Annotated in this window: 20 protein-coding genes; 6 read left to right on the forward strand and 14 right to left on the reverse strand. The window is 64.6% G+C overall.

The features are described from left to right. Positions 1 to 165: 165 nt before the first annotated feature. The 5 genes from ACERK3_01225 to pilM all read right to left on the reverse strand — a co-directional run bounded on the left by ACERK3_01225 (position 166) and on the right by pilM (position 5,572). Entirely contained in the window at positions 166 to 1,989 is a 1,824-nt protein-coding gene (locus ACERK3_01225; GenBank protein MFA9476904.1) for a GspE/PulE family protein, read from the reverse strand. A 55-nt stretch (positions 1,990 to 2,044) separates the two neighbouring features. Then, positions 2,045 to 2,788 (reverse strand): hypothetical protein, encoded by a 744-nt coding sequence (locus ACERK3_01230; GenBank protein MFA9476905.1) that lies wholly within the window; start codon positions 2,786 to 2,788, stop codon positions 2,045 to 2,047. Next, positions 2,785 to 3,360 (reverse strand): type 4a pilus biogenesis protein PilO, encoded by a 576-nt coding sequence (locus tag ACERK3_01235; protein MFA9476906.1) that lies wholly within the window; start codon positions 3,358 to 3,360, stop codon positions 2,785 to 2,787. The genes ACERK3_01230 and ACERK3_01235 overlap by 4 nt, the downstream gene beginning before the upstream one ends. Positions 3,361 to 3,424: 64 nt before the next feature. After that, complete coding sequence (locus ACERK3_01240) at positions 3,425 to 4,216, reverse strand: PilN domain-containing protein (protein ID MFA9476907.1); 792 nt, start codon at positions 4,214 to 4,216, stop codon at positions 3,425 to 3,427. 111 nt (positions 4,217 to 4,327) lie between these two features. Then, entirely contained in the window at positions 4,328 to 5,572 is a 1,245-nt protein-coding gene (gene pilM, locus ACERK3_01245; protein MFA9476908.1) for a pilus assembly protein PilM, read from the reverse strand. 429 nt (positions 5,573 to 6,001) lie between these two features. Between pilM and ACERK3_01250 the strand changes: the two genes are divergently transcribed. Beyond that, on the forward strand, positions 6,002 to 6,661 hold the full coding sequence (locus ACERK3_01250) for a hypothetical protein (GenBank protein ID MFA9476909.1): 660 nt from the start codon (positions 6,002 to 6,004) through the stop codon (positions 6,659 to 6,661). A 462-nt stretch (positions 6,662 to 7,123) separates the two neighbouring features. On the opposite strand, the gene ACERK3_01255 is transcribed toward ACERK3_01250, so the two are convergent. Then, the gene (locus ACERK3_01255) at positions 7,124 to 9,529 is read right to left on the reverse strand and encodes a hypothetical protein (GenBank protein ID MFA9476910.1); all 2,406 of its coding nucleotides are present in this window, start codon (positions 9,527 to 9,529) and stop codon (positions 7,124 to 7,126) included. After that, complete coding sequence (locus ACERK3_01260) at positions 9,526 to 11,643, reverse strand: BatA and WFA domain-containing protein (GenBank protein ID MFA9476911.1); 2,118 nt, start codon at positions 11,641 to 11,643, stop codon at positions 9,526 to 9,528. The genes ACERK3_01255 and ACERK3_01260 overlap by 4 nt, the downstream gene beginning before the upstream one ends. Positions 11,644 to 11,824: 181 nt before the next feature. Between ACERK3_01260 and bcp the strand changes: the two genes are divergently transcribed. The 3 genes from bcp to ACERK3_01275 all read left to right on the forward strand — a co-directional run bounded on the left by bcp (position 11,825) and on the right by ACERK3_01275 (position 14,276). Further along, a complete protein-coding gene (bcp, locus tag ACERK3_01265; protein ID MFA9476912.1) occupies positions 11,825 to 12,313 on the forward strand; it encodes a thioredoxin-dependent thiol peroxidase in 489 nt (162 codons plus the stop codon). A 329-nt stretch (positions 12,314 to 12,642) separates the two neighbouring features. After that, positions 12,643 to 12,936, forward strand: coding sequence for a DUF2934 domain-containing protein (locus ACERK3_01270; GenBank protein ID MFA9476913.1), 294 nt, complete (start codon positions 12,643 to 12,645; stop codon positions 12,934 to 12,936). A gap of 326 nt (positions 12,937 to 13,262) precedes the next feature. After that, positions 13,263 to 14,276, forward strand: coding sequence for an SGNH/GDSL hydrolase family protein (locus ACERK3_01275; GenBank protein ID MFA9476914.1), 1,014 nt, complete (start codon positions 13,263 to 13,265; stop codon positions 14,274 to 14,276). Between the two features lie 17 nt (positions 14,277 to 14,293). Here ACERK3_01275 and ACERK3_01280 read toward each other — a convergent pair whose 3' ends face one another. Continuing rightward, positions 14,294 to 14,767 (reverse strand): Fur family transcriptional regulator, encoded by a 474-nt coding sequence (locus ACERK3_01280; GenBank protein ID MFA9476915.1) that lies wholly within the window; start codon positions 14,765 to 14,767, stop codon positions 14,294 to 14,296. Positions 14,768 to 14,978: 211 nt separating this feature from the next. Between ACERK3_01280 and ACERK3_01285 the strand changes: the two genes are divergently transcribed. Beyond that, positions 14,979 to 16,247, forward strand: coding sequence for a hypothetical protein (locus tag ACERK3_01285; GenBank protein MFA9476916.1), 1,269 nt, complete (start codon positions 14,979 to 14,981; stop codon positions 16,245 to 16,247). Positions 16,248 to 16,274: 27 nt separating this feature from the next. Further along, positions 16,275 to 17,141: an NAD(P)H-hydrate dehydratase gene (locus ACERK3_01290; protein MFA9476917.1), complete on the forward strand. Its 867-nt coding sequence runs from the start codon at positions 16,275 to 16,277 to the stop codon at positions 17,139 to 17,141. An 8-nt stretch (positions 17,142 to 17,149) separates the two neighbouring features. On the opposite strand, the gene ACERK3_01295 is transcribed toward ACERK3_01290, so the two are convergent. The 6 genes from ACERK3_01295 to ACERK3_01320 all read right to left on the reverse strand — a co-directional run bounded on the left by ACERK3_01295 (position 17,150) and on the right by ACERK3_01320 (position 21,392). After that, positions 17,150 to 17,602 carry an RbsD/FucU family protein gene (locus ACERK3_01295; protein MFA9476918.1) on the reverse strand — a complete coding sequence of 151 codons (453 nt, stop codon included), beginning with the start codon at positions 17,600 to 17,602 and terminating at the stop codon, positions 17,150 to 17,152. A 323-nt stretch (positions 17,603 to 17,925) separates the two neighbouring features. After that, positions 17,926 to 18,888 carry a helix-turn-helix transcriptional regulator gene (locus ACERK3_01300; GenBank protein MFA9476919.1) on the reverse strand — a complete coding sequence of 321 codons (963 nt, stop codon included), beginning with the start codon at positions 18,886 to 18,888 and terminating at the stop codon, positions 17,926 to 17,928. Positions 18,889 to 19,263: 375 nt separating this feature from the next. Further along, positions 19,264 to 19,767 carry a beta-hydroxyacyl-ACP dehydratase gene (locus tag ACERK3_01305; protein MFA9476920.1) on the reverse strand — a complete coding sequence of 168 codons (504 nt, stop codon included), beginning with the start codon at positions 19,765 to 19,767 and terminating at the stop codon, positions 19,264 to 19,266. 68 nt (positions 19,768 to 19,835) lie between these two features. Next, positions 19,836 to 20,222, reverse strand: coding sequence for an acyl carrier protein (locus ACERK3_01310; GenBank protein ID MFA9476921.1), 387 nt, complete (start codon positions 20,220 to 20,222; stop codon positions 19,836 to 19,838). 72 nt (positions 20,223 to 20,294) lie between these two features. After that, entirely contained in the window at positions 20,295 to 20,702 is a 408-nt protein-coding gene (locus ACERK3_01315; protein MFA9476922.1) for a 3-hydroxyacyl-ACP dehydratase FabZ family protein, read from the reverse strand. 168 nt (positions 20,703 to 20,870) lie between these two features. Then, a complete protein-coding gene (locus ACERK3_01320; GenBank protein MFA9476923.1) occupies positions 20,871 to 21,392 on the reverse strand; it encodes a gamma carbonic anhydrase family protein in 522 nt (173 codons plus the stop codon). Positions 21,393 to 21,467: the final 75 nt, after the last annotated feature.

Below are 21,467 nucleotides of genomic sequence, written 5' to 3' on the forward strand. Positions count from 1 at the left end.
GGCGCAGGGGAAATATCGGCCTCGAAGTGCGAGGTTGTGCGGCGATCAAAAATCGACGCCAATCTCTGCTTCGAGGTCGTTTTTATTTGATATTGAAGTACGCGCAAGATAAAGCCCAGGCATGGCCATGCCTGGGCTTTGCAGTTTTACATTTGTATACCTACGTCAGATCGTGCTTTCAGTGACGCGAAGCACTTCTTCGACCGTGGTCTGGCCCGCGGCGACCTTGCGGAAGCCGTCCTCACGCAGCGTCACCATACCGCGTTCAACGCATGTTCGGCGAAACTCGGTCACGTTTGGATTGCCCGCGATACGGTCGCGCAACGTGTCGTCAAGTAACAGCAACTCATACAAGCCGAGTCGGCCGGCGTAGCCGGTGTTGCGGCATTTGTCGCAACCTTCGCCCTGCATGACCTCATCGAGCGCGATGCCATGCATCGCGAGATGGTTCGCTGTCACGTCGTCCGGCGGAACCTGCTTCGCGCAGTTTGTACATATCTTTCGCACGAGCCGCTGCGCCATCGCACCGTTGACCGCAGCGCCGATGAGGTACGGCTCGACGCCGATGTTGATCAGTCGCGTGACGGAGCTTGGCGCGTCGTTGGTGTGCAGCGTGGAGAGCACGAGGTGGCCGGTGAGCGACGCCTGGATCGCGATGCGGGCGGTTTCGCTGTCGCGAATCTCACCGACCATGATCACGTCCGGGTCTTGTCGCAGCAGGGCTCGCAGCGCAGCGGAGAAGCTCATGCCGATGCGTTCGTGCGTCTGCGTCTGGTTGATGCCGTTCAAGTGATACTCCACCGGGTCTTCAACGGTGGAGATGTTGAGCTTTCGTTTGTCCATCTGCGCGAGCGACGCGTAAAGCGTGGTCGTCTTACCCGAACCGGTCGGGCCGGTGACGAGGAGGATGCCGTGCGGCTGATCGATCTGCCGCTTCCACATAAGCAACGCGTCTTCGCCCATGCCCAGTTCGTCGAGGGGCACTTGGATCGATCGCGTATCGAGAATACGAAGCACTGCCTTTTCGCCCGCGGCGGTGGGCAGGGTCGACAGTCGCAGGTCGAGCTTTCGGCCGTGCACGACCGCGCGGATGCGGCCGTCCTGCGGCAAGCGTCGCTCGGAGATATCGAGGTTCGCCATGATCTTCAAACGCGAGATGATCGCGGCGTGCATGTGATGCGGCGGGCTCATCGTGTCGAACAGCACGCCGTCGATGCGGTAGCGCACCTGCAGGCGTTTTTCCTGCGGTTCGATGTGAATGTCGCTCGCGCCTTCTTTGACCGCGTTGAAGATCAGGTAGTTGACCAGGCGGATGACGGGCGATTCGCCTGCCATCTTTTCCAGGTCGAGGTCTTCTTCTTCAGTTTCGACAACTTCGACTTCGTCCTCGGCCATGTCGCCGATGATGTCGTCAACTTCGACTTCTTCGTCGGACTCTTCTTCCTTGCGTGATTCAATGAACGCGGCGATCTGCCCGGCGGTAACGACCACGGGCTTGACCGACTGGCCGAGCTTGTGACGGACCTCGTCGATGACGAGCAGGTTGTCCGGATGCGTGACGCCGAGCACGACGCGAGCGCCTGCGACGCGCAGCGGCAGCACACCGTTGGCCTGGCAAAACTCCAGGCCGAGTTTGTTGATCTGCCTGATGGCGTCGACCGTGGCGGGGTCGATTTCCTCAAAGGGCATGCCGGCGAAGCCGGCGATGATGGCCTGCACCCTGGCTTCGTCGGCGCCGAGGTCCATCGCGATTTCGGCGAGGCTGCGGCCGGGCGATTTCTTGGCCACCGCTCGGATGTTGGTCAGCTGCGCCGGCGTAATCACACCGGCGTCGAGCAACGCCTGCCCCATGTCATGCGCGACCGACGCGGCCGCCGGCTCGTCGTCCGGTGTCCACAAGTCGCTCAACGACGACGCCTGCGCCGGCCCGGACTCGGGAGCGAAGCGGTCCATCATGTTCGACACGTTGTTCGCGGGATCGTCAGGCATGGCTACCCGGATTTCTTTTGTAGGGTTGTTCGCTGTTGCTCGAAGGCAAACGCGGTCAGTCCTGCATACTCAAGGTGAAGCGTTCGTCTTCGTGTACGAGCACAACGGTCAGTTTGTCCGCCGAGATCGACTCGACTTCAAAGCTGCCGATGGTCTGACCTTCACGGAGAAACTCGTTATTGACGATGGCGATCGGCGTCCGACCGCGCATAACCGACTGAAGGCGCATGCCCTGTATCTCGCGTTCGAGTTGAGCGCGTCGGCGTGCACGGCGTTCCGCATCGCTTGGGCCGGTGTCGGCCGGCTTTTCAACAACCTGCACTTCAGGCAAGTTCGTGCGGAAGGGGTTCTTCTGCACATAGGCGACGGGCACCTGGCTGGCGGTGCGATCGGTGGCGAACATCGCGACGATCGTGTCCGTGTCGTCGAACAGCGCGCGCAGGTTCTGCTGCGCGAGTGGGTCGTCGTCGCGCATGGTCTGCGGCTGCGTCAGGCGGGCGAGCGCCGCTTCGACGCGGGCCTCGACCTGTTGGTCTGCGCCGCCGCTGAGCTCGCCCTGCGCCACTCGCATGCCATAGAGCACACCGCCGGCGGTCAAGACAACGAGCGCGATGAGAATCGCGCCCTGACCGAACAGTTTGGAACCGCCCTGGCCGCCTTCCATTTCGAGGCGCTCGGCCTCGGTGAGGTCGTCCATCTTGGCTACGCCGCCAAGCAGCGACAGCGATTGCGGCTCCTGCTCGGGCGTGGCGCTTTTCGGGGCGTTATTGAGATTGTCGTTGGGGGGCATCCCTGTCATGACCGGCGTCCTCCTGCCGACGGGCGCGACTCGCCGGGCGAATCCTTGCTGTCGAAGAAGATGCTAAGCGTCACGTCTGCCTGCATCTTTCCCTCCTCGTTGCGCACTTTGCGAAGCTTCATTTCGGGTGTTCGTGTAATTCGCGGCAGCTTCTCCAGATCCAGCAGGAAGCTGTAGAACCCGTCGAAGTCGCCGACGATGACCATTTTGATCGGCAGCTCGGCGTAGTGGGCGGTGGGCACGATGCGCTCCGTGCGAACGCTGCGCGGCGTGAGGTCGCGGGCGGTGGCCAACTCCCACACTTCTTTGAGGATTACTTCAACCTCGCGCTGGGCGGGCAGTTTCTGCTCGAAGAGCGTGATGGCTTCGCCGAGCTTGTCGATCTCTTCGCCCAGATCGGCGATGCTCACGGTCGCGGCCTCAAGCTGCTTGAGCTTGGACTGCTTCGCGACGATCTCTTCGTGCGCTTCGTCCAACTGCATCTGGCGTGGCTGAAAGACAAAGAAATACGCTGCCACCGGCATGGCCAGCAGCACGAGTACAAACACCAGTTCTCGCGTTCCGAATCGCATGGCTTCTTACTCCCAAAGTCGGCGTCGGTTCACCCGGCCGCCGCGATCATTCCGTTCACGCCGTTTACGGCTGGCCCCACTTCGGCGCGACATTGGCGCCGGGGGCGACCAGTTCGCCCGATTCGTCGATCTGCAGCCGACTGCCCATCGGGTTCTGTTTCAGCTCACGGCTGACGAGCGTGGGCTCCATCGCGTCGAAGTCGACGTCCTGGTTCACTTTCAGCTCAATGCGGAACTGTCGCATCCGCTGTTCGCTGATGGTGGTCTGTTCGGAGAACAACAGGTTCACGTCGTAGAACATGTTGTGCCTGCCGAGCGCGGTCATGAACCGGGCGACCTCCACGTCCGTCGGCGCGACGCCGACGAGGTTGACGGTCATCTCGGTTTCGGGCACTTCGATCTGGCTGAACATGTCGTTGGCCTTCGACCGGCTGGCGAGGCGTTGCTGTTCGCGTTCGATGGCGGTGCGTGGCCGGGTGGTGGTGCGCAGCTCGCGTGTTTCGAGATCCATCTCGGTCAGGCTGAGCGTGGCGGGCATGTGGTTGATCAGCTCGGCCATGAGCAGGCTTCGCGGTACGCGTTCGAGTAGCACGCCGGTGACCTGCGCCTTGTGGATCATCTGCTTTTTCTGTTGCTGGAGCTGTTCGAGCTGCTCAATGCGTCGGGCGGCTTCCTCGAATTCGAGATTGACCTGACGATGCAGCTCGCGCACCTCGGCGTCGTGTCGGCCGCTGACGACGTAAGCGCCGACGAGGCCGACCATGACGATGCCGAACAGCGTGAGACAGAGGATATTGGTCCGTCGCGCGGCGCGACGTTCCAGGTAATCCTCAGGCAGGAAGCTCATATTGTCCATGACTCACTCCGATTTCAGTCAGTTTCGAGTTTCGAGTTTCCAGTTTCGAGTTGAGGCGATGCGGGTCAGCAGGGCATAACTCGAAACTCGAAACTGGAAACTCGAAACGCCTTACAGGTTTGCTTCACTCAAGCAGAGGCCGAACGGCACGGCCCATGCGGGTTGGGGTTCGTCGAGGTTGACGCCTACGGCGGGCTGGCTTTGCGTGATGCGGACCACGCTGGCAAGCGGGTCGCCGAGCTGGGCGGCAATGCGTACGGCTCGGGCGATGCTCTGGCAGGTCGATACGTGCCGCGCCTCGCCGCCGAGGAACACCAGCCGATCGATCGGCGTGTCGGGGCATAGCCGTTGGTAATAGCGGATCGACATCTGCAACTCGTCGACGAGGCATTCGATGGTGTCGCTGGCGAGCGTTTGATCGTTCGCGGGCGGCGCGGCGGCCTCGGCAGTGCGCTGGCCTGCCTGGGCCTGTGCATCGAGTGCGGGAATGCCGGTGGCGGGGGCGGCTGACGCTGCGGCGGCGTGTTGCTCGGCAGCGGCGGCGGCGGCCATGGCGTGTTCCGGCGCGTGTGCGTCATCGCCGAAGGTTTGTTCGCGCGTACGGCCGGCGGCCTGGTCGATGCGCAGTTGACGGGCCTGTTCGAAGTCGACGTGCCGAGCGGCGGCGAGGCGGCGGGTGATCTCATCGCCGGCGGCGTGCACCGTCTTGGCGAACTTGAGTCGACCGTTGGCGGCAATGACCAGCTTCGTGCTGGCGGCGCCGATGTCGATGTAGCAGACGGCCTTGGCGGGGGTGGCCGGTGTCGTGTCGTTGTTTTCGTCGAAGGCCTTGCAAAGGGCCCAAGACTCGCTGTGCATGCCGACGACGTCGAGCTTGGCTTTGCTTGCGATCTCGATGTAGCGCATCACCACTTCGCGCGAGGCGGCGATGCATAGCACTTCCATCTGAGCCGAGTCTTGTCGATTGACCGGGCCGACCGGCACGTGACGGACGACCATACGGCGAGGGTCGATTTCGAGCCGTTCGCGCAACTGCTGTTCGAGCATGAGCTGGAACTGGCTGGCGTCATCGGCGCGCGGCACTTCGAGGTGCTGCACGACGGTTTGAAACGCCGGGAGCGAGCAGATGGCGCGTCGGCCCTTGAACGGCTGGGACTTGACCAGCCGTGGCAGGGCCTCGGCGAGGAACGCCTCACGCGCAACGGGGTCTCGCCGCGCGGCGGCGGGGATGACCTCGGCGGCGGCGGCGGCGAGCTGGATTGGACGGCCTGGGATCACCTGTAACAACTTGAGGCTGTCGGCCCCGAAGTCAATGGCGATCGGAGAGTACCGTGTTTTGGAAAAGCCGAAAGCCATACGTCTGCTTCGCCTCTCTTTGACGGTCGGTGCGTCGGGGTGGGCGTGGCGCTCGGTCTGGTAACACTGCTCAGACCGACCTGGGCCACGTACCCGCGGCGCGGATGAAGCCTCCCTTCATGCATCGGAGCTTTAGTCGCCCCGGTTTAGCTCGTCCGCCACGGTTATCCCGCCGATTTTTTCGTTACAGGCGATACAGACCGAATCACCCTTATGAACGGCGGTCATCGGGTGCGAAATCATTGAGATGCGCAAAAAATTGTAAGTGATTGTCCCTGCGATCCGGCTGCTCACGCCCGCTTGGTCGGCTTCGCGTTGGCGGGCGATCAGTCGACGTGATGACGTATGGATTGCCCGGCACTGGCGGAGGTACGGTCGGGCGACCGATAAAATGGGGGACGGATGACCCAATAAGGAAGGTGTCAATCAATGCCGATGTTCGCGATTGATCGACTGGTGAGCCTTGCAGCGACGGCGGGCCTGGTGACGGTACTGGGCGTGGCGGGCTGGGCCGGCTTTCGGCTGACGCAGGCTCACCTCAAGGCAGAGGTGTATCAACATCGGCTGGTGGAACTGAGCCATCAGTACGAGCAGCTTCGCGGGCAGTACAACGAGGCCGTGCGACGGACTGCGGTAACGGAACTGGTCGTGGCGGACGGCGAGGTGACCGTGCACATCCGCACCGCCGAGGGACTGCTCAAGACCGTGCCAACGGGGCTGGACCCGCAGCAGGAAATCTATGTCGACTATCTTGTGCTCGACGGTCGACTGTGGATTCGCCGAGTGTTTGACGACCGCACGCCGCCGCGCAGTGGCGTGGTGATTGACACGGAGTTGAGTGAGATCGACTGGGACTCGCCGCGCGTGGCGCACGGCCAGGCGGTCTATCGGCAGCTGGACGAGGGGCGGTGGGTTGTCACCGTCACGGGCAGCGGTGCGCTGGGGCTGACGCGGATTGAGGCGGATGACGTGGTGGAGCTCGCGCCGCCGCCGCAGGTGCGCGACTATCAGCAGGTGGAGACGGAAGTGTCGGATCGGCTGCGTGAGATATCGACGGGCGACGTGGTTCGGCAGTTGTTTGCGCGATGAATCGGGCGCTCGGGATGTAGAAGCTGCAAGGGACCGGGGCATATCTGACAAAGCATGGGGGAAGCGCGTAATTGTTACGAAATTGGCAGCTACCGCTCGCCTGACAAGCGCGGCCGGGTAAAGTGTGCTCAGCGATGAAGGACGTCGGACACTACGACGCTTGGCATCGTGACAAACGGCGAAGACTCCCCGGTCGGCACGCTTTTAATGCAGTACCAAAGGAGGCAGAAGGAAGCGTGCAACCCCTTTAGTCGGCCTGTCGGCAGAGTGTAACCTTGAGCCCACGCAGCCCTAGCCCGCTGCCGGCAGGCCATTCACGGCGGGGGAGAAAGTCGTGCCCGCACCGGATTTTAACGATCCGTTGCGGGTTTTTTTATGGCTGGGATCATGAGAAGTGACCTTCGTTGAAGATCCACCGCCGACACGCCCCTGTTCGCCGAGCACCTGATCCGCCCGCCCCCCTCACACCAACCCCGCCCGCCGACGCCCCCACCACTCCAACGTCAAGCAGCCGACAATCATCGCAAGCACCTGCCAACGTCCCAACCCCGACCACGACCGCGGCCGCGTCGGCTCCGCCTCCGTCCGCGCCAGCCGCCGGTCCGCCATGTCCGCCAACAGCCGACCCGCTTCGCCCAGCTCAAATCGCTTCCCGCCCGTCGCCGCCGCCAGTTCCGCCAGCACGCTCAGCCGGGCCGACGGGTCCAACCGCTCGACCGACCGCTCCGTCACCATCAACCGCGCCTCTGCCGACACATCCGCAAGCTCGCCCGCCTCATCCGCCGCCGCGGTCAGCTCAAACCGATGCACCCCCGCCTCATCCGACTGGTAGCTGCCGCGAAACGAACTCGCCCGGCGATCGTCCCGCGCGAGCGTCACCGCCCGCACCTCACCGCTCGGCCCCGTCACGCGCAGCCTCGGCTCAAAGTCAGGCGACACATACCGCGTACTGACCGTCACCCCCACCGCCTCGCCAGGCTCAACCGCCAACCGCTCCAGCGACAACGACACAGCCTGTCCGGGCAGAAAATCACCCGCCCCCGCCAGCCACCGCACCGCCCGCGACCAGAACAGGTGATACACCGTCTCATACGCCTGTAACTCGCTCGGCAGCATCGCCCACCGCCAAAGCCCGTCCGTCAACACCGCCAGCACCCGCCCACGCCCCGCGCTTAACTGCACCACCGCCGCCATGCCGGGCGAATCATCGTCCCCCGCCGCCTGCCGCATCAACACCACCGACGCCGACCGCTCGCGCACCACCCGCGTCGCCGCCAGCATGCCCGGCAAGCGCGTCGTCAACACGTCCGCCATATCCGCATCCGCATCTGCTAACTCACCCAGCGCATCAAACTGCAACAGCGGGCTCGCCGCCCCCGCCTCCGTCAGCCGCAAGGCCAACCCCGCCACCTGCGCTTCGCCCCACTCGACCGGCGCGATCGGCTCGAACACCGCCATCGCCGCCGCCCCCGCCTCCGTCGTCACATCAAACGGCCGACCGCGCGCCAGCACCACCGCCCCGCCATGCTCCCGCACAAAATCCACCAACCCCCGCGCCGCCTCACCCGGGAAAAACCGCTCCACACGTCGGCCAAGCACCACCACGTCAAACGCCGACAGCGCCGCGCCGTCCAATGCATCCGCATCAAAGTCCACCCCGCCCGCCGCAGGCCGCTGCACGATCCGCCGACCCCCGCCAAGCTGGTGCACCGCATGCAACGCCACCTGTGCATCATCCCGCAACACCCGCCCCAGCCATCGCGTCTCCCAGTAAGGCTCACCTTCGAGCATCAGCACCCGCAGCCGGTCGCCCGTCACCTGCACAAACACCACCGACCGCGCCGTCGAAGATTCAAACTCCGCCTCATCCCCCGCCCGCTCATCCACCGGCGACACCCGCACCTCATACCCATGCACCGTCACCCCCCCACCTTCCGCCCCCCCATCTCCATCTTCATCCCCCCAAAGCCCACGGACTCCGTCCGTGGGTCCCCCCGCCCCCGGAAGCCCCGGAAGCCCCCCCGAAATCGCCCCCGGCTCAATCTCAAACGCCACCGCCTCCGTCACCCCACCCTCATCCAACCACACCCGCCGCGACGCCACCACCTCCCCCTCATACGACACCTCCACCGCCACCTCACGCTCACCCAGCCCCCGAGGCCACAACTGCACATGCAGCATCGTCGTCTCCCCCGACAACAACACATCCGCATCCACCCACGCCTGCACCGCAAGCCCCGGCGAACCATCCACCTCACCCACCGGCACGACATGCACCGTCGCCCCCGCCTCCGCCAACCGCCGCGTCACCGCCGGGTCGCGGCCGCGCTCCGTATCATGCCCGTCGCTCAACACCACAAACACAGGCGACCCTTCACCCCGCGCCGCCGACGACGTCAACGCCTCATCCAGCGCGGCAAACAACCGCGTCTGATCCCCGCTCGGCTCATGGTCCGCCAACCCCGCTGTCTCCATCGGACGCACGTCCGCGTCAAACCCCAACACCCGCACGTCTCCCGCCTCGCTCAGGCGACCGAGTTGCGCTTCGCTCAACCACCCCGCCGTCAACGCCGACCATCGCGACATCGCCTGCCCGTCATCGCCCACCACATCCGCCTCGCTCATGCTCGCCGACGTATCCACCAGCAGCGTCACCGCGCCCCCATCATCCGCCGCCTCTCCCGCCTCTCGCTCCGCAACGCCATGCCCAGCCAGCACCCACGCCGCTCCCGCAATCGCCGCCATCCGCAGCCCCAGCCACACACTCGCCCGCCCCGCTCCCGCCGCAGGGCAATCCACCCGCCGCCATCGCCACACCGCCGTCCCCGCCGCCGTCACGATCACCATCACTACAACCCATCCGCTCATCTCACACCCCCTCTCCCGACCCACATCCCCTCCACTGCCAGCAGCACCAGCCCCGCCACCACGCACCACATCCAAAGCTCAACCCCCGCCCGCCCATCATCCCACCCGCGAAGCCCACGGACTGCGTCCGTGGGCCCACCCACCACACGCCCATCCAACTCCGCCACCCGCTCCGCCCCCACCGGCCGCAAATCGCTCGCCCCCGGCTCCACCGTCACCCAAACCCCGCCCACCACCACCTCATCCTCCCCACCATCCGACGCCCTATCCCTCCCCCGAAGCCCACGGACTCCGTCCGTGGGTCCGCCCCCCTCCCCCTCACGCACCACATACCCGCCCGGCCGCCCCCCTGGGTCACTCGCCCCTCCCGGGTGCACCTCAACCGCCCCCGCCGCGCCCGGCGAAAGATGCCGCACCAACTGATGCACCAGCGGCGCCATCGCAGGCCCACGCACAAAATCACCCCCGCCCTCCCCAGGCGACAAACTCCCCGCAACCATCGCCAACCGCCCCTCATCCACCACACCCCACGCCACCGCCGGCGAACCGTCCGCAAAGTAAACCAACCCCGTCGCATCACCCGCGAGCGTCCCCGCCCATGTCCGCCCCAACCGCGACCGCAACAACGCCGCCCGCGCCGGCCCCTCGAACACCGCCAGCACATCGTGATCAAACCGCCCCGCACCGAACCGCCGACCGCCCCAGGCCCCCGCCGCGTCCGGGGGGTCCGCCTCATCCGTCGGCAGCATCGGCAGCGTCACCTGCTCCGACAGCAACCCCGCCGACCGCAGCGCCGCCGCATCGTCCACCACCCACATCACCCCGCCGCCGCGCCGCAGGTGCGCCGCCAGCCCCGCCCGCTCTGCTGACGACAGCGCCCCCGCCTCCACCAGCAACACCACCGCATCGCGATCGATCGCCGCCGTCAGCGCGCTCGGCGAACCCACCGTCAACGCCACCCCCGTCAACCGCCGCGCATCATTCTCATCATCATCACGACCGCTCGGCCGCAGCGCTCGCGATACGAAGTACGCCGCGCCCGACGCATCATCCACATCCCCGCGCGTCAGCAGATGCACCGCCCGCGCCGCCCGCACATACACAAACACTCCCGCCCGATCGTCCGCTGCCAGCGCATCGTCCGCCCCCACCCGGTCCACCACCACCTCCTGCAACCCCGCCTCATCAAACACCACCTCAAAGCTCACCGTCGCTCGCCCCCCATCACCGTCGAGCTCAACTGAAACCACCCGCCTGTCCGCCTCATCACCCGCATCATCATCCCCCCCCACGCGCAGCGCCACCGTCGCCGAGACCGCCGCCGGCCCATAGTTGCTCACCTCCCCCATCACCGTCGCCGACTGCCCGACCACCGGCTGCGCGGGCGACACACGCACCCGCCCCACCGCCACGTTATCCGTCGGCCCTTCAATCGCGTGGTACCGCACCGCCGCCCCCGCAGGCAATCTCGCCGTCGCCTGATCCGACCATTGCGTTGCCTGTGCATCGCCGAACACCTCAACGCGCAGCGCCCGCGGCGGATCGTCCGCCAATCGCCGATGCGCTTCGCCCGCCCTGACCATCGCCTCCCCCATTCGGCCGTGCTCGTACGTCACCTCCACCTCACGCAGCCGAGCGATCAGCGCATCCTGCCGACCCGTCGGCTCAGGCAGCAGAAGCGTCGGCCGCGCGTCGAGCAGCACCACGCTCGCGCGATCGCGCACCGGGTCGACCGCCTGCAACAATTCAATCGCCCGCCGACGCGCCTCGTCGAACAGCATCGCCCCCCGCACGCTGCGCTGCATCGACACCGTCCGATCCACCACGATCACCACATGGTCACCCGCCCGCGCATCCACCCCCGCCGCCGTCGGCGATTGCCACCTCGGCTGCATGAACGCCAGCGCAATCAACCCCACCGCGGTCGCCCGCAACAACATCACCGCCCAATGTCGTAACCGCCGCCACCGCGTCGCCTCTGCCTGCGATGCAATAACAAACCGCACCGCCGGGAACATCACCCGCCGCCCGCCGCGTCGACTCAACAGGTGCGCAGCCATCGCCGCCGCCATCGCCGCCGCGACGCCCAAGCCCCACCACGGACTGGCAAACATCAGATTAGCCAACAGATTTGCGATAATCTGTATCTTTCAAACCCCCGAACAACCCGAACCCAGACACCCCCCAATAAAGCCCACGGATGTAGCGCAGCGAATCCGTGGGACCACGCAAACCAACCCGCACCAACCCACCCCCCACACTCGCAACACCCATTCTAGAAAGGACCGCCCCCGCATGGCCACAGAACCCGCCAGCCTCATCGACCCCGGCAAAACCGCCCCCGCCTTCACCCTCAAAGACCAGCAAGGCAACACCCACCGCCTTTCCCAATACAAAGGCCGCTGGGTCCTGCTCTACTTCTACCCCAAAGACAATACGCCCGGCTGCACTAAACAGGCCTGCCAGTTCCGCGACACAGGCGACACCCTCGACGCCCGCGGCGCCGTCGTGCTCGGCGTCAGCCCCGACGACGAAGCCTCGCACGCCAGGTTCGCCGACAAGTTCAGCCTCCCCTTCCCACTGCTCGCCGACCACGACGCGAAACTCTGCACCAAGTACGGCGTGTGGCAGGAAAAAAACATGTACGGCCGAAAGTACATGGGCGTCGTCCGCACCACCTACCTCATCGACCCGCAAGGCAAAGTCGCCCACCGCTGGGACAAAGTCAAAGTGCCCGGCCACGCCGACGACGTTCTCGCCCAACTCGACCAATACACCGGCTGACACACACCACGCCACAACCCCACACTGCCAACCCGATGCGCAGCGCCTCCCCCGATGCCCAACCATCGCGCACGCGCGTTGCCCGCCACACAACCCCACGCACATGGCATGAGCTTTGCAAAGAAGCAAGGTTCATCACGAAAGGTTCAAGAACTTCTAATCAGGATTTTACCTTAGCGCACGCAACTTCGAGTTGAACGCGCTTACAATGCGATCGCCAAGTCGGCGGCAGCAGAAAAGTTGCCGCCTGCATTCCGGACGCTGAAGACACTGGACGTCTCCAGCCAATAGTTAAGCACACGAGATTGCTTGAGAAAGGAAGTTCAAGGATGGCTCGTACACGAACGCAAAGCAAGTCGACCCCCGAAACCAAAGCCCCCGCCAAGCCGCGCACCGCCGCCAAAGCCAAGGCCGACACGAAGGCCGACACCAAGGCCAAGACCAACGGCAACGGTGCCGCCACCACCGCCAAGCCCCGTCGCACGAGCAAGCCCAAGGCCGCTCCGATCGGTCACGAACAGATCGCTGCGAAGGCCTACGAAATCTGGGAATCCAAAGGCCGACCCCTCGGCACGGATGAACAGAACTGGCAGGAAGCCGAAGCCGCGCTCGCCCCGCGCTGATCGCATCCACACCAGAATCTGCTTCCCCCTGAAACGGCGCGTCACCCCACGATCGCCGCAGCGCGATCCCATTGCACACAAGGTCGGCCAACACGCCGTGCCCGACCACTATCATCGCGCGTGCAATCGGCCTGCGTACCATAGAAGTAAACGCCGATTTACATTCGAGCATGCTCGATCGATTGATTTACGAATTAGCGGCTTCTAAAGTCCATTGCCGCGCGTAATGCGTAGTTCAGGAGGGCCACCTTTGTGCAGTGTCATTTTCGGTGGGGCGTCGCCGCCGACACAATCAAGGCTCATCGATCTGTGGAAAGCGATCAAGGATGATGATGTTCCTTCGGCTGTCACTCGTTTTGGCCCTTACCGTTTCACTCACCACGCCACTCATCGCATCGCCGTTCCGTGATGGCATCGTCGTCTTCGGCGACAGCCTCACCGACACAGGCTTCTTCAACAGCGTCACCGACGGCGCCGTGCCCGGCCCCGGTTACACCGACGGCCGATTCTCCAACGGCCCGGTCTGGATCGAACACCTCGCCAACGCACTCGGACACAGCGACCCCCTCCCGCCAACGCTCGGCGGCACGAACTACGCCTTCGGCGCGGGCATGACCCACTCCAGCCTCGACCCCACGCCGGACCTCGTCCACATGGACCAGCAGGTGGGCATGTACCTCGACACCCTCAGCCAATCGCCCGGCCGACCGCCGCGACATGACCTGTTCGTCCTCTGGGGCGGCGCGAACGACTTCATGCGAGCCGACCCCAACACCCCGATCGACCCCGTCGCGTCGGCGCAAAACATCGGCCAGTACATCGAACAACTCTACAACGTCGGCGGACGCAACTTCCTCGTCGGCGATCTGCCCCAACTCGGCAACGTCCCCGCCACCGTTCACGACCCCGAAGCCCGCGACGCGCTCAACAGCCTCTCCAGCGCATTCAACAGCGCGCTGGCCCAGGTCCTGCTCGACCTCGAACAACTGCAAGGCCTCAACCTCTACCGCCTGCCCGCCGCCGACCTGTTCGACGCGGCCTGGGCAGGCGAGTTGGGCTTCAGCAATGTCGATGAGCCCGCCGTGCCAGGCCTCGAACCCGGCGCCCCCGTTTGGGGCGACCCCGTGCCCAACCCCGACGAGTACATGTTCTGGGACGCCATCCATCCCAGCGCCGCGATGCACGAGTTCATCGGCGAAGCCGCTTTCGACGCGGTCGACGGGCTCGGCCCCCGCGGCTGGTATCGGGTGAACGCGATCCCCGAGCCGACCAGCGGCACGCTCGTCATCGGCGCAGCGATGATGTTGCTGGCACGTCGTCGGCGACGTGCTCATTCATAAAGCTCGTTTGTAATCATTCAGGAATCCGACGCCGACCGGCGCGGCCCCTCGAATTCGCCCACCAACTCGACCTGGATCTGCTCGATCCGGAACCCGAGTTTGTGCTCGATCTCGGTCAGCGCCTCGCGCGGCAAATGCCTCAACAACGCGTCCCCCAGCGATTCGGGCACGTCCGCCACCGCGCCGCTGTGTCGGCAGCGCAGGTGCAGGTGGTCGTCGCGTACCGCGTCGTATCTCGCAGAGCCGTTCAACCCCGCCCCGGGTAGCTTCTGCACCAGCCCCGATCGGCAAAACGCCTCCAGCGTGTTGTACACCGTCGCCAGGCTCATGCCCGGAATCTCACGGCCCACATCGCGGAACAGGTCGTCGGCCGTGGGATGCTCACGCGTCGCCTCCAGCGCAGCGTAAATCGCCTTGCGCTGCCGCGTGCAACGCAAGTTGTGTGCCGAAAACAGCACTTCGATGTGATTGTCCGGCTCATGGTCGAACAAAGGATGACTCCCGAGCGAACAGACTCCAGCCAGCGGGCCGCAGTTTCATAACGGTCTTGCTTGCATCATCCTACGCTCTCGGGCATCATCGGTCCACCGTCGCGATCAAACCGCCCCCAACGAGGCCCGCTCCGGCGTGGCCGAGCCCGGCCGAGGTGATTTAAACTGTCGCAAGCGCCGTCGGCCGACGGCCGCTGCAGAAAGACACCGGATGTCCCCCAACTGGCATCGATTGAACCGTCTCGCGTCCTGGTCATTGCTCGCCGTCTGCCTGCTGCTGGTCGGCACGGTGATGGCGGCCTCGACGCGCAACGTCACCGTCGTTCTGGACGACGGCCGACGACTCCACGGCGCACTCGTCGCCGAGGACGACCACCGCGTCGTCCTCGAAGTCGCCGGCATCCGCATGCCCATGCGTCGCGACGAAATCTCACGCATCGAAGAACGCCCCACCCCCCAGGTCTACTACCAACGCCAACGCGCCGAGCTGGACGACGACGACCTGCTCGGCCGAGTCGAACTCGCGATCGCGCTCAGCGACATGGGTGCCCACGACCTCGCTCTCATCGAATTGGGCGAACTGCGCGAAGCTCACCCCGACAACCAGTCGCTCGCTCGCATCCACCGCACGATCGAAGCCGGCCAACGCCTCGCCCAGCAGCCCGCCAGCGAACGCCGACGCTCCGCCGACAACGCCCGCACACCGGCCAACCGACTCACGCAGGAACAGATCAACCGCATCCGCGTCTTTGAAGTCGACCTCGACGAACGCCCACGCATCCACGTGCCCGACAGCACACTCGACAAATTCTTCAACAAGTACGCCAGCCATGAACGCGTTCCAAGCGACCGCGCCGGACAAACCAGCCTCCGACGCGCGCCGGGCTTCGAACAACTCGCCCTCATGTTCGACGTCCAGGCACGCGATCTCTATGGCGAAGTCCGCGTCCGACACGATCCCGTCCCCTTGCGCGTCTTCCGCACACAGATCCACCGCCAGTATGTCCTGAACTACTGCGCCACCAACCAATGCCACGGCGGCGACGACGGCGCGGGCGGCCTCAAACTTCTCAACACGCACGGCAACACCGACGCCACCGTCTACACCAACTTCTACACCCTCCACCGGTACGCCAACGACGACGGCCGCATGATCGACCGCAACAACCCCGATCGATCCCTCCTGCTACAGTACGGCCTCGCCCGAAACAGCGCCGCCACACCACACCCCGAAACACCCGGCTGGCGCCCACACTTCCGCACAAGTGACGACGCCCGCCTGCAAAGCTTCGCCCGCAACATCAGCCGACTCTATCGCCCCACGCCTGACTACGGCATCGACTTCAACCACAACATCACCACCAATAACAACGACAACGACAACAACACCAGCGATCGAGATCACAACCTCGACGCGGAAGACACAGACAACGCCGACACGTCCGAACCGACCAACGACAACGCAACACCAAGTCGATAGCCTTTTCACGTACAACAAGCATCTTCCATGCCAGATCTGCAAAACATCACGACAACCCCCGCCGCCCCACCGCGACCGGCCGACGCCCACAAAGGCACGTTCGGCACGGTCATGATCGTCGGCGGCAGCGCCACCATGATCGGCGCGCCCGCCATCACCGCCCGCGCCGCGTTCCGTACAGGCAGCGGCCTGGTCAAGCTCGCGGTTGATTCGGCCATCCTCCCGTTCGCGCTCACCATCGAGCCCGGCGCGACCGGCCTGCTGTTCACCGGCGAGCTTGATCATCGGCTCGCCGCGCTTGATGCCGCCGACCCCGACAAGCACGCCGTGCTCGCCGTCGGCCCCGGCATGGGTCAAGCCAGAGAGGCCGGCGAGTTGGTGGTCGCCCTGCTGCGTGGCAAGCGCCCGGTCGTGCTCGACGCCGACGGCCTCAACCAGCTTGCCTGGTCCGACTATCGCCACACACCCGGCGGCGCGCCGCTCGTGCTCACGCCCCACCCCGGCGAGTTTCGCCGACTCGCCACGCCGATGGGCATTCGCCTCGACCCGACTCGGCCCGACCAGCGCACCGACGCCGCCGCCGCCCTCGCCCAGATGCACCAGGCCGTCGTCGTCCTTAAGGGCCAACACACCGTTGTCTGCGACGGCGACCGCGTCTTCGTCAACGACACCGGCCATCCCGCGCTCGCCACGGCCGGCAGCGGCGACGTGCTCACCGGCGTGATCGCCAGTCTCATCGGGCAGGGCTTGGCCCCCTTCGACGCGGCGGTGCTCGGTGTACACGCGCACGGCTGTGCCGCCGAGCAATGGGCCGCCGCCCACGGCCGAGCCGGCCTGCGCGCAATCGACCTCTGCGACGAACTGCCCGCCGCGATCGAAAAACATCGCCTCTGATTCGTCTGTCAGTCGCCCATCACGACGCCGAGCGTCAGCAGCAGGTTCGCGTAGATGCGCTGCTCACCGGTCTGAATCGTCACCGCCACATCAGGCGACTCGCCGGCCTCGTAAAACGCGAAACGCTCGATCGGCTTGAGCTTGAGATCCGCATACCCCGCGGTGCGAAAGATGCCTCGATACTCATCCCAGATCGGCGGGTCTTCGCTTAACCCGTACGGCCCCGTGCGGGCGTAATCCATCGTCGCCGCCGCCTCAACAGGCACCGCAGGCAGCAACGCCTCAAGCACTTGCGTGCATGACACCAGGCCCGGTGAAAGGTTCAAGTGCACCAGCCGAGCGTTCGGCCCCAGCTTCGTCGCGGCCGGGTAGTTGCCGTCGGCAATCAACACCTGCGACCCATGCCCCGCCCGGCCGATCGCGTCCAGCAACTGCGGATGAATCAAACGTGACTTAAGCATGATGGTTTAATGATCAGGGAAAGGTTTCTGGTTCGTCTACCCTCAAAAGCCGAGGGCTGAGGAGCAAAGCGACGAAGCCCCGGATCTCTCTGAGAACCACTTCTCCAAGAACGATCTCTCCGAAAACCAAAATAAAAAAGCGGGCAGGGACGGCAGCTCTGTCGGGGGGTCCAAAATAGAGCTAACCGCAACCCCTGCCCGCAAAGCGGAACATACGGACGCTGTCGCGCCCGCTCCACAACTCAACACTCGAGAATCAGGCAATTGCCCCTTGATCTGACACTTCAATAATCAATCCGGATCAAACGATAACCAACAGTAGTTTACCGATAATTCATCAATGCTGCATGCAACATTTTTCCAACGCGTTCACGCAGCGCATCAGGCTTGCGAACTTTCACCTGATCCGCGTAGCCACACAGCCACCACGCGATCTCTCCGAGCCCGTCGACCGTGAACCGCATGACGCACCGACCGTCCGGCAGCAGCTCGTGCTCCTGCGTCGGATGCCAGCGCACTTCCGACACGTTCCGTCCCACCATCGCGCTGAATTCGAGCTCGACTTCGTGCTCTTCCCCTTCCGGAATAAGCTGCCACGCCTTGCCTAGTTTGTCGCGAGCCTGGAACCGCTTCGGCCGACGGAAACAGCGCGGCAACGGGTCGATCGATTCAAACCGCGCCAGCTTGAACACGCGCACTTCCTGATGCACGCTGCTGCGTCCGAGCACGTACCACGCGCGGTTCACAAAGTGCAGCACGTAAGGCTCCAACTCGCCGCGGATCGGCTCCGCCTCCACCGGACTGCCGTACACCACCTGGCACGCCCGCCGTTCGTCCACGCACTGCTGCAGCATCGGGTAGAACGCACTTTCGCGTTCGCCCATGCCCACCGCGCCGGGGTCGACGGACACGTGAGCCATCATCTCCCCGCACGCCGAGCGGATCGGCTCGGGCACGGTGCTCAGCAGTTTGTAGATCGCCGAGAGCGCCGGCATCACCATCGGCCGCTGCCGATCCGCCGACGCCGCCTTGCCCAGCATCATCAGCCCCACCGTCTCGGCGACCGTCAGATTCACCGGCGGCAGAAAAAACTCGCTACGCAGGCGATAGCCTTCGCCCGGCGTGTGGTAATACGGAATGCCCGCGGCCTGCAGCATCTTCAAGTCTCGAAACAGCGTGCGTCGGCTGACATTCAGCTCTTCCATCAACTCCGGTGCTTTGCGCGGACGACCGCTCTGCATCAGCGTGATCAATCGCAACAGACGATGGACTCGACTTACATTCATGATCGGTGCAAAGCGGCCACGACGTCCAGCGTCAAAGTGCCATCAGCCTGGCACGGGTACAAAAAAAGCGGCCCCGGATTCAATGACAAGACGCCAAGTCGCCAAGTCGCCAAGGACAGGAGATCTTCTTGCCACGAAGACACGAAGGACACGAAGCAATCACGAAGGAAGGCAGGGACGTGTTCTCTTTTTTTAAAGACCCATCTCTCTGAATCATTCTCCCCCACGCCTTTTTCTTCTTCCCCCTTCTTCGTGTCCCCTTCGTGTCCTTCGTGCCTTCGTGGCTTGTCTTTCTGCTTGGCGTCTTGGCGTCTTGGCGTCTTGGCGTCTTGGCGTCTTGGCGTTTTCATTCTCACGCTACGCAACCGCCTCGCCTCACTGCACGCCGGATTCGCGCAGCAGGTCCATGAACTGGCTGGTGAACACGAAGTTGTGCTCGGGGAAGGCCAGGCCCGCGCGGTTGTGATCGATATGGCTGAACATCAGCTCGATGCTCGCCAGCGGCGTGACCTCGCCCGTGCCCGGGTCGAGCAGCTCGGTGACGCCGGTGGTCGACGCGCCGGTCGCATCGAGGCGGTCAATGGTGGCGGTGTGGCGGAGGGTGAAGCCCGGCCGAGCGTCGGCGGTGAAGCTGGCGCGGCCGATCTTGGCGAGAATGACCTTCTCTTTGAAGTCGTTCGCGTGGCCGACGAGGATGCCGGCCGTCTGCGCCATGCCCTCGATGATCAACGTGTTCGGCAACACGGGCTGCGCCGGCCGATCGCCATGCGCGGGGAAGTGATCGTGCAGCACGTCCTCCGCTGCGGAGACGTTTTTGATCGCCACGCAGCGCTCGCCGCGATCGAGCGACAGAATGCGGTCAATCCAGATCCAGCGCATACATCAGCCTCATTCAGCGGGAGCGCGTCGCGAGCGACGCGGCTAAATGGCGACGCCATCGTCCGCGTTCACGAAAGCTTCGACTGGACGAACTTCACAATCGCGTCCACCGTGAAGACGTTGGAGAAGTCTTCCACCTTTCGGCTGCTCTCGAATTCGGAAAGGTCGACGTGCGGCAACCGCTTGCGCAGCTCGGCCATGCCCTCGTCGGTGACCTCGCCGTCCTGCACGTATTGCGGATCGTTGAGCACGTTTTCGGGGAACAGCTCGCTCTGCTCGATCTTGATGCCGAACGCCTTCTCCAGGCGGAAGACGATGTCGAGGAAGTCGATCGACTCCGCGCCGAGATCCTCCACCAGCTTCGCCTCGGGCGTCACCTCGTCGTCATCGACGCCGAGCGCGTCTTCGAGCACGTCCTGCACCTTGCTGAATACTTCATCCTGCGTCATGGGCATTTTCTTATCTCCGGCGGACCGTGGACAACCTGCCCACCGTGCGCTTGCGTTGGCAATACCTGCCTGTCCCGTTCATCCCTGACCCGGCTGCGTCCGCTCGGCCAGCGGCGCCAGCCGAAACCGGCCCTGCACCGCCACCTGCCCGGCGACCGTGCCCTTGCCCTGAAACTCGCAGCCGGCGTCGTCCCGACTACGCAATGTTACTTCCACTTCCAGCGTCTGGCCCGGCCGAACCATCTGGCCGTAGCGCACGTTGCGCACTTCCCGCACCACCCACGCCGACTCACAAGGCGAAGTCGCCTCCGCGTCGGCCAGCAGCCGCGCGGCCTGCACCAGCGTCTCAAGCATCATCACACCCGGCAGGACGGGGAACCCGGGAAAGTGGTCGCCCAGGTACTCCTCCGCCGTGGTGACGTTCTTGATCGCGGTCAGCCGGTCGGGCGCCCGCTCCAGTACTTGGTCGATCAGTTCAAAACGCAAAACCTTGGGCCTCGATGGATTCGGCGAGTGTAGTGAGCCAGCACACGCCATGCAAGCTACAGCCGGCACGCCCCCGTCCAAGCCGAGCCCTCGGAATTTCTAATTGCTGATCGCTAATCGCTGCCTGCCTCGGCGTGGGACCCCAAATGAGCAATCAGCAATTAGAAATCAGCAATCACCCCACCCGCGGACGCGCGGGTCGTTCGGCTGCTCATGGTGCAGCTTCGCCTGTTTCACGTAATGCGGTGCCAGCCACGCGAGGTATTCCTGCTCCTTCGGCCGAGTCGGGCGCACCACACGCCCCGGCACGCCCATCACCACCATGCCGTCCGGCACGATCAGGCCCGGCGGCACGACGCAGCCGGCAGCAATTAGACACCCCTTGCCGATCTCCGTCTGCCCCAGCACGGTCGCGTGCATGCCGATCAGCGTGCCGTCGCCAATCCGCTTGCCGTGCACGATCGCGCTGTGCCCGATCGTCACATCCCGGCCGATGTGGTTGGGCACGTTCGAGTCGCAGTGCACGACGGCGTTGTCCTGTATGTTCGTACCCTCGCCGACCGTCACCGCCGCGACGTCGCCGCGGATGACCGCGCCGTACCAGAGGCTGACGTTTTCGCCGAGTTGCACCTCGCCGCGGACGCGGGCGGTGTCTGCCAGGTAGACATTCTTCACGCGCTTCATGGTCATGATGCACGTCAGTGTCCGCCGCTTCGCCCGGCATGTCCAGCGGCGACGTTTCTCTGCCGCCCGGCGGGGCCTACA

This window comes from Phycisphaerales bacterium AB-hyl4 (assembly GCA_041821185.1).
GTDB classification, from domain to species: domain Bacteria; phylum Planctomycetota; class Phycisphaerae; order Phycisphaerales; family Phycisphaeraceae; genus Natronomicrosphaera; species Natronomicrosphaera hydrolytica.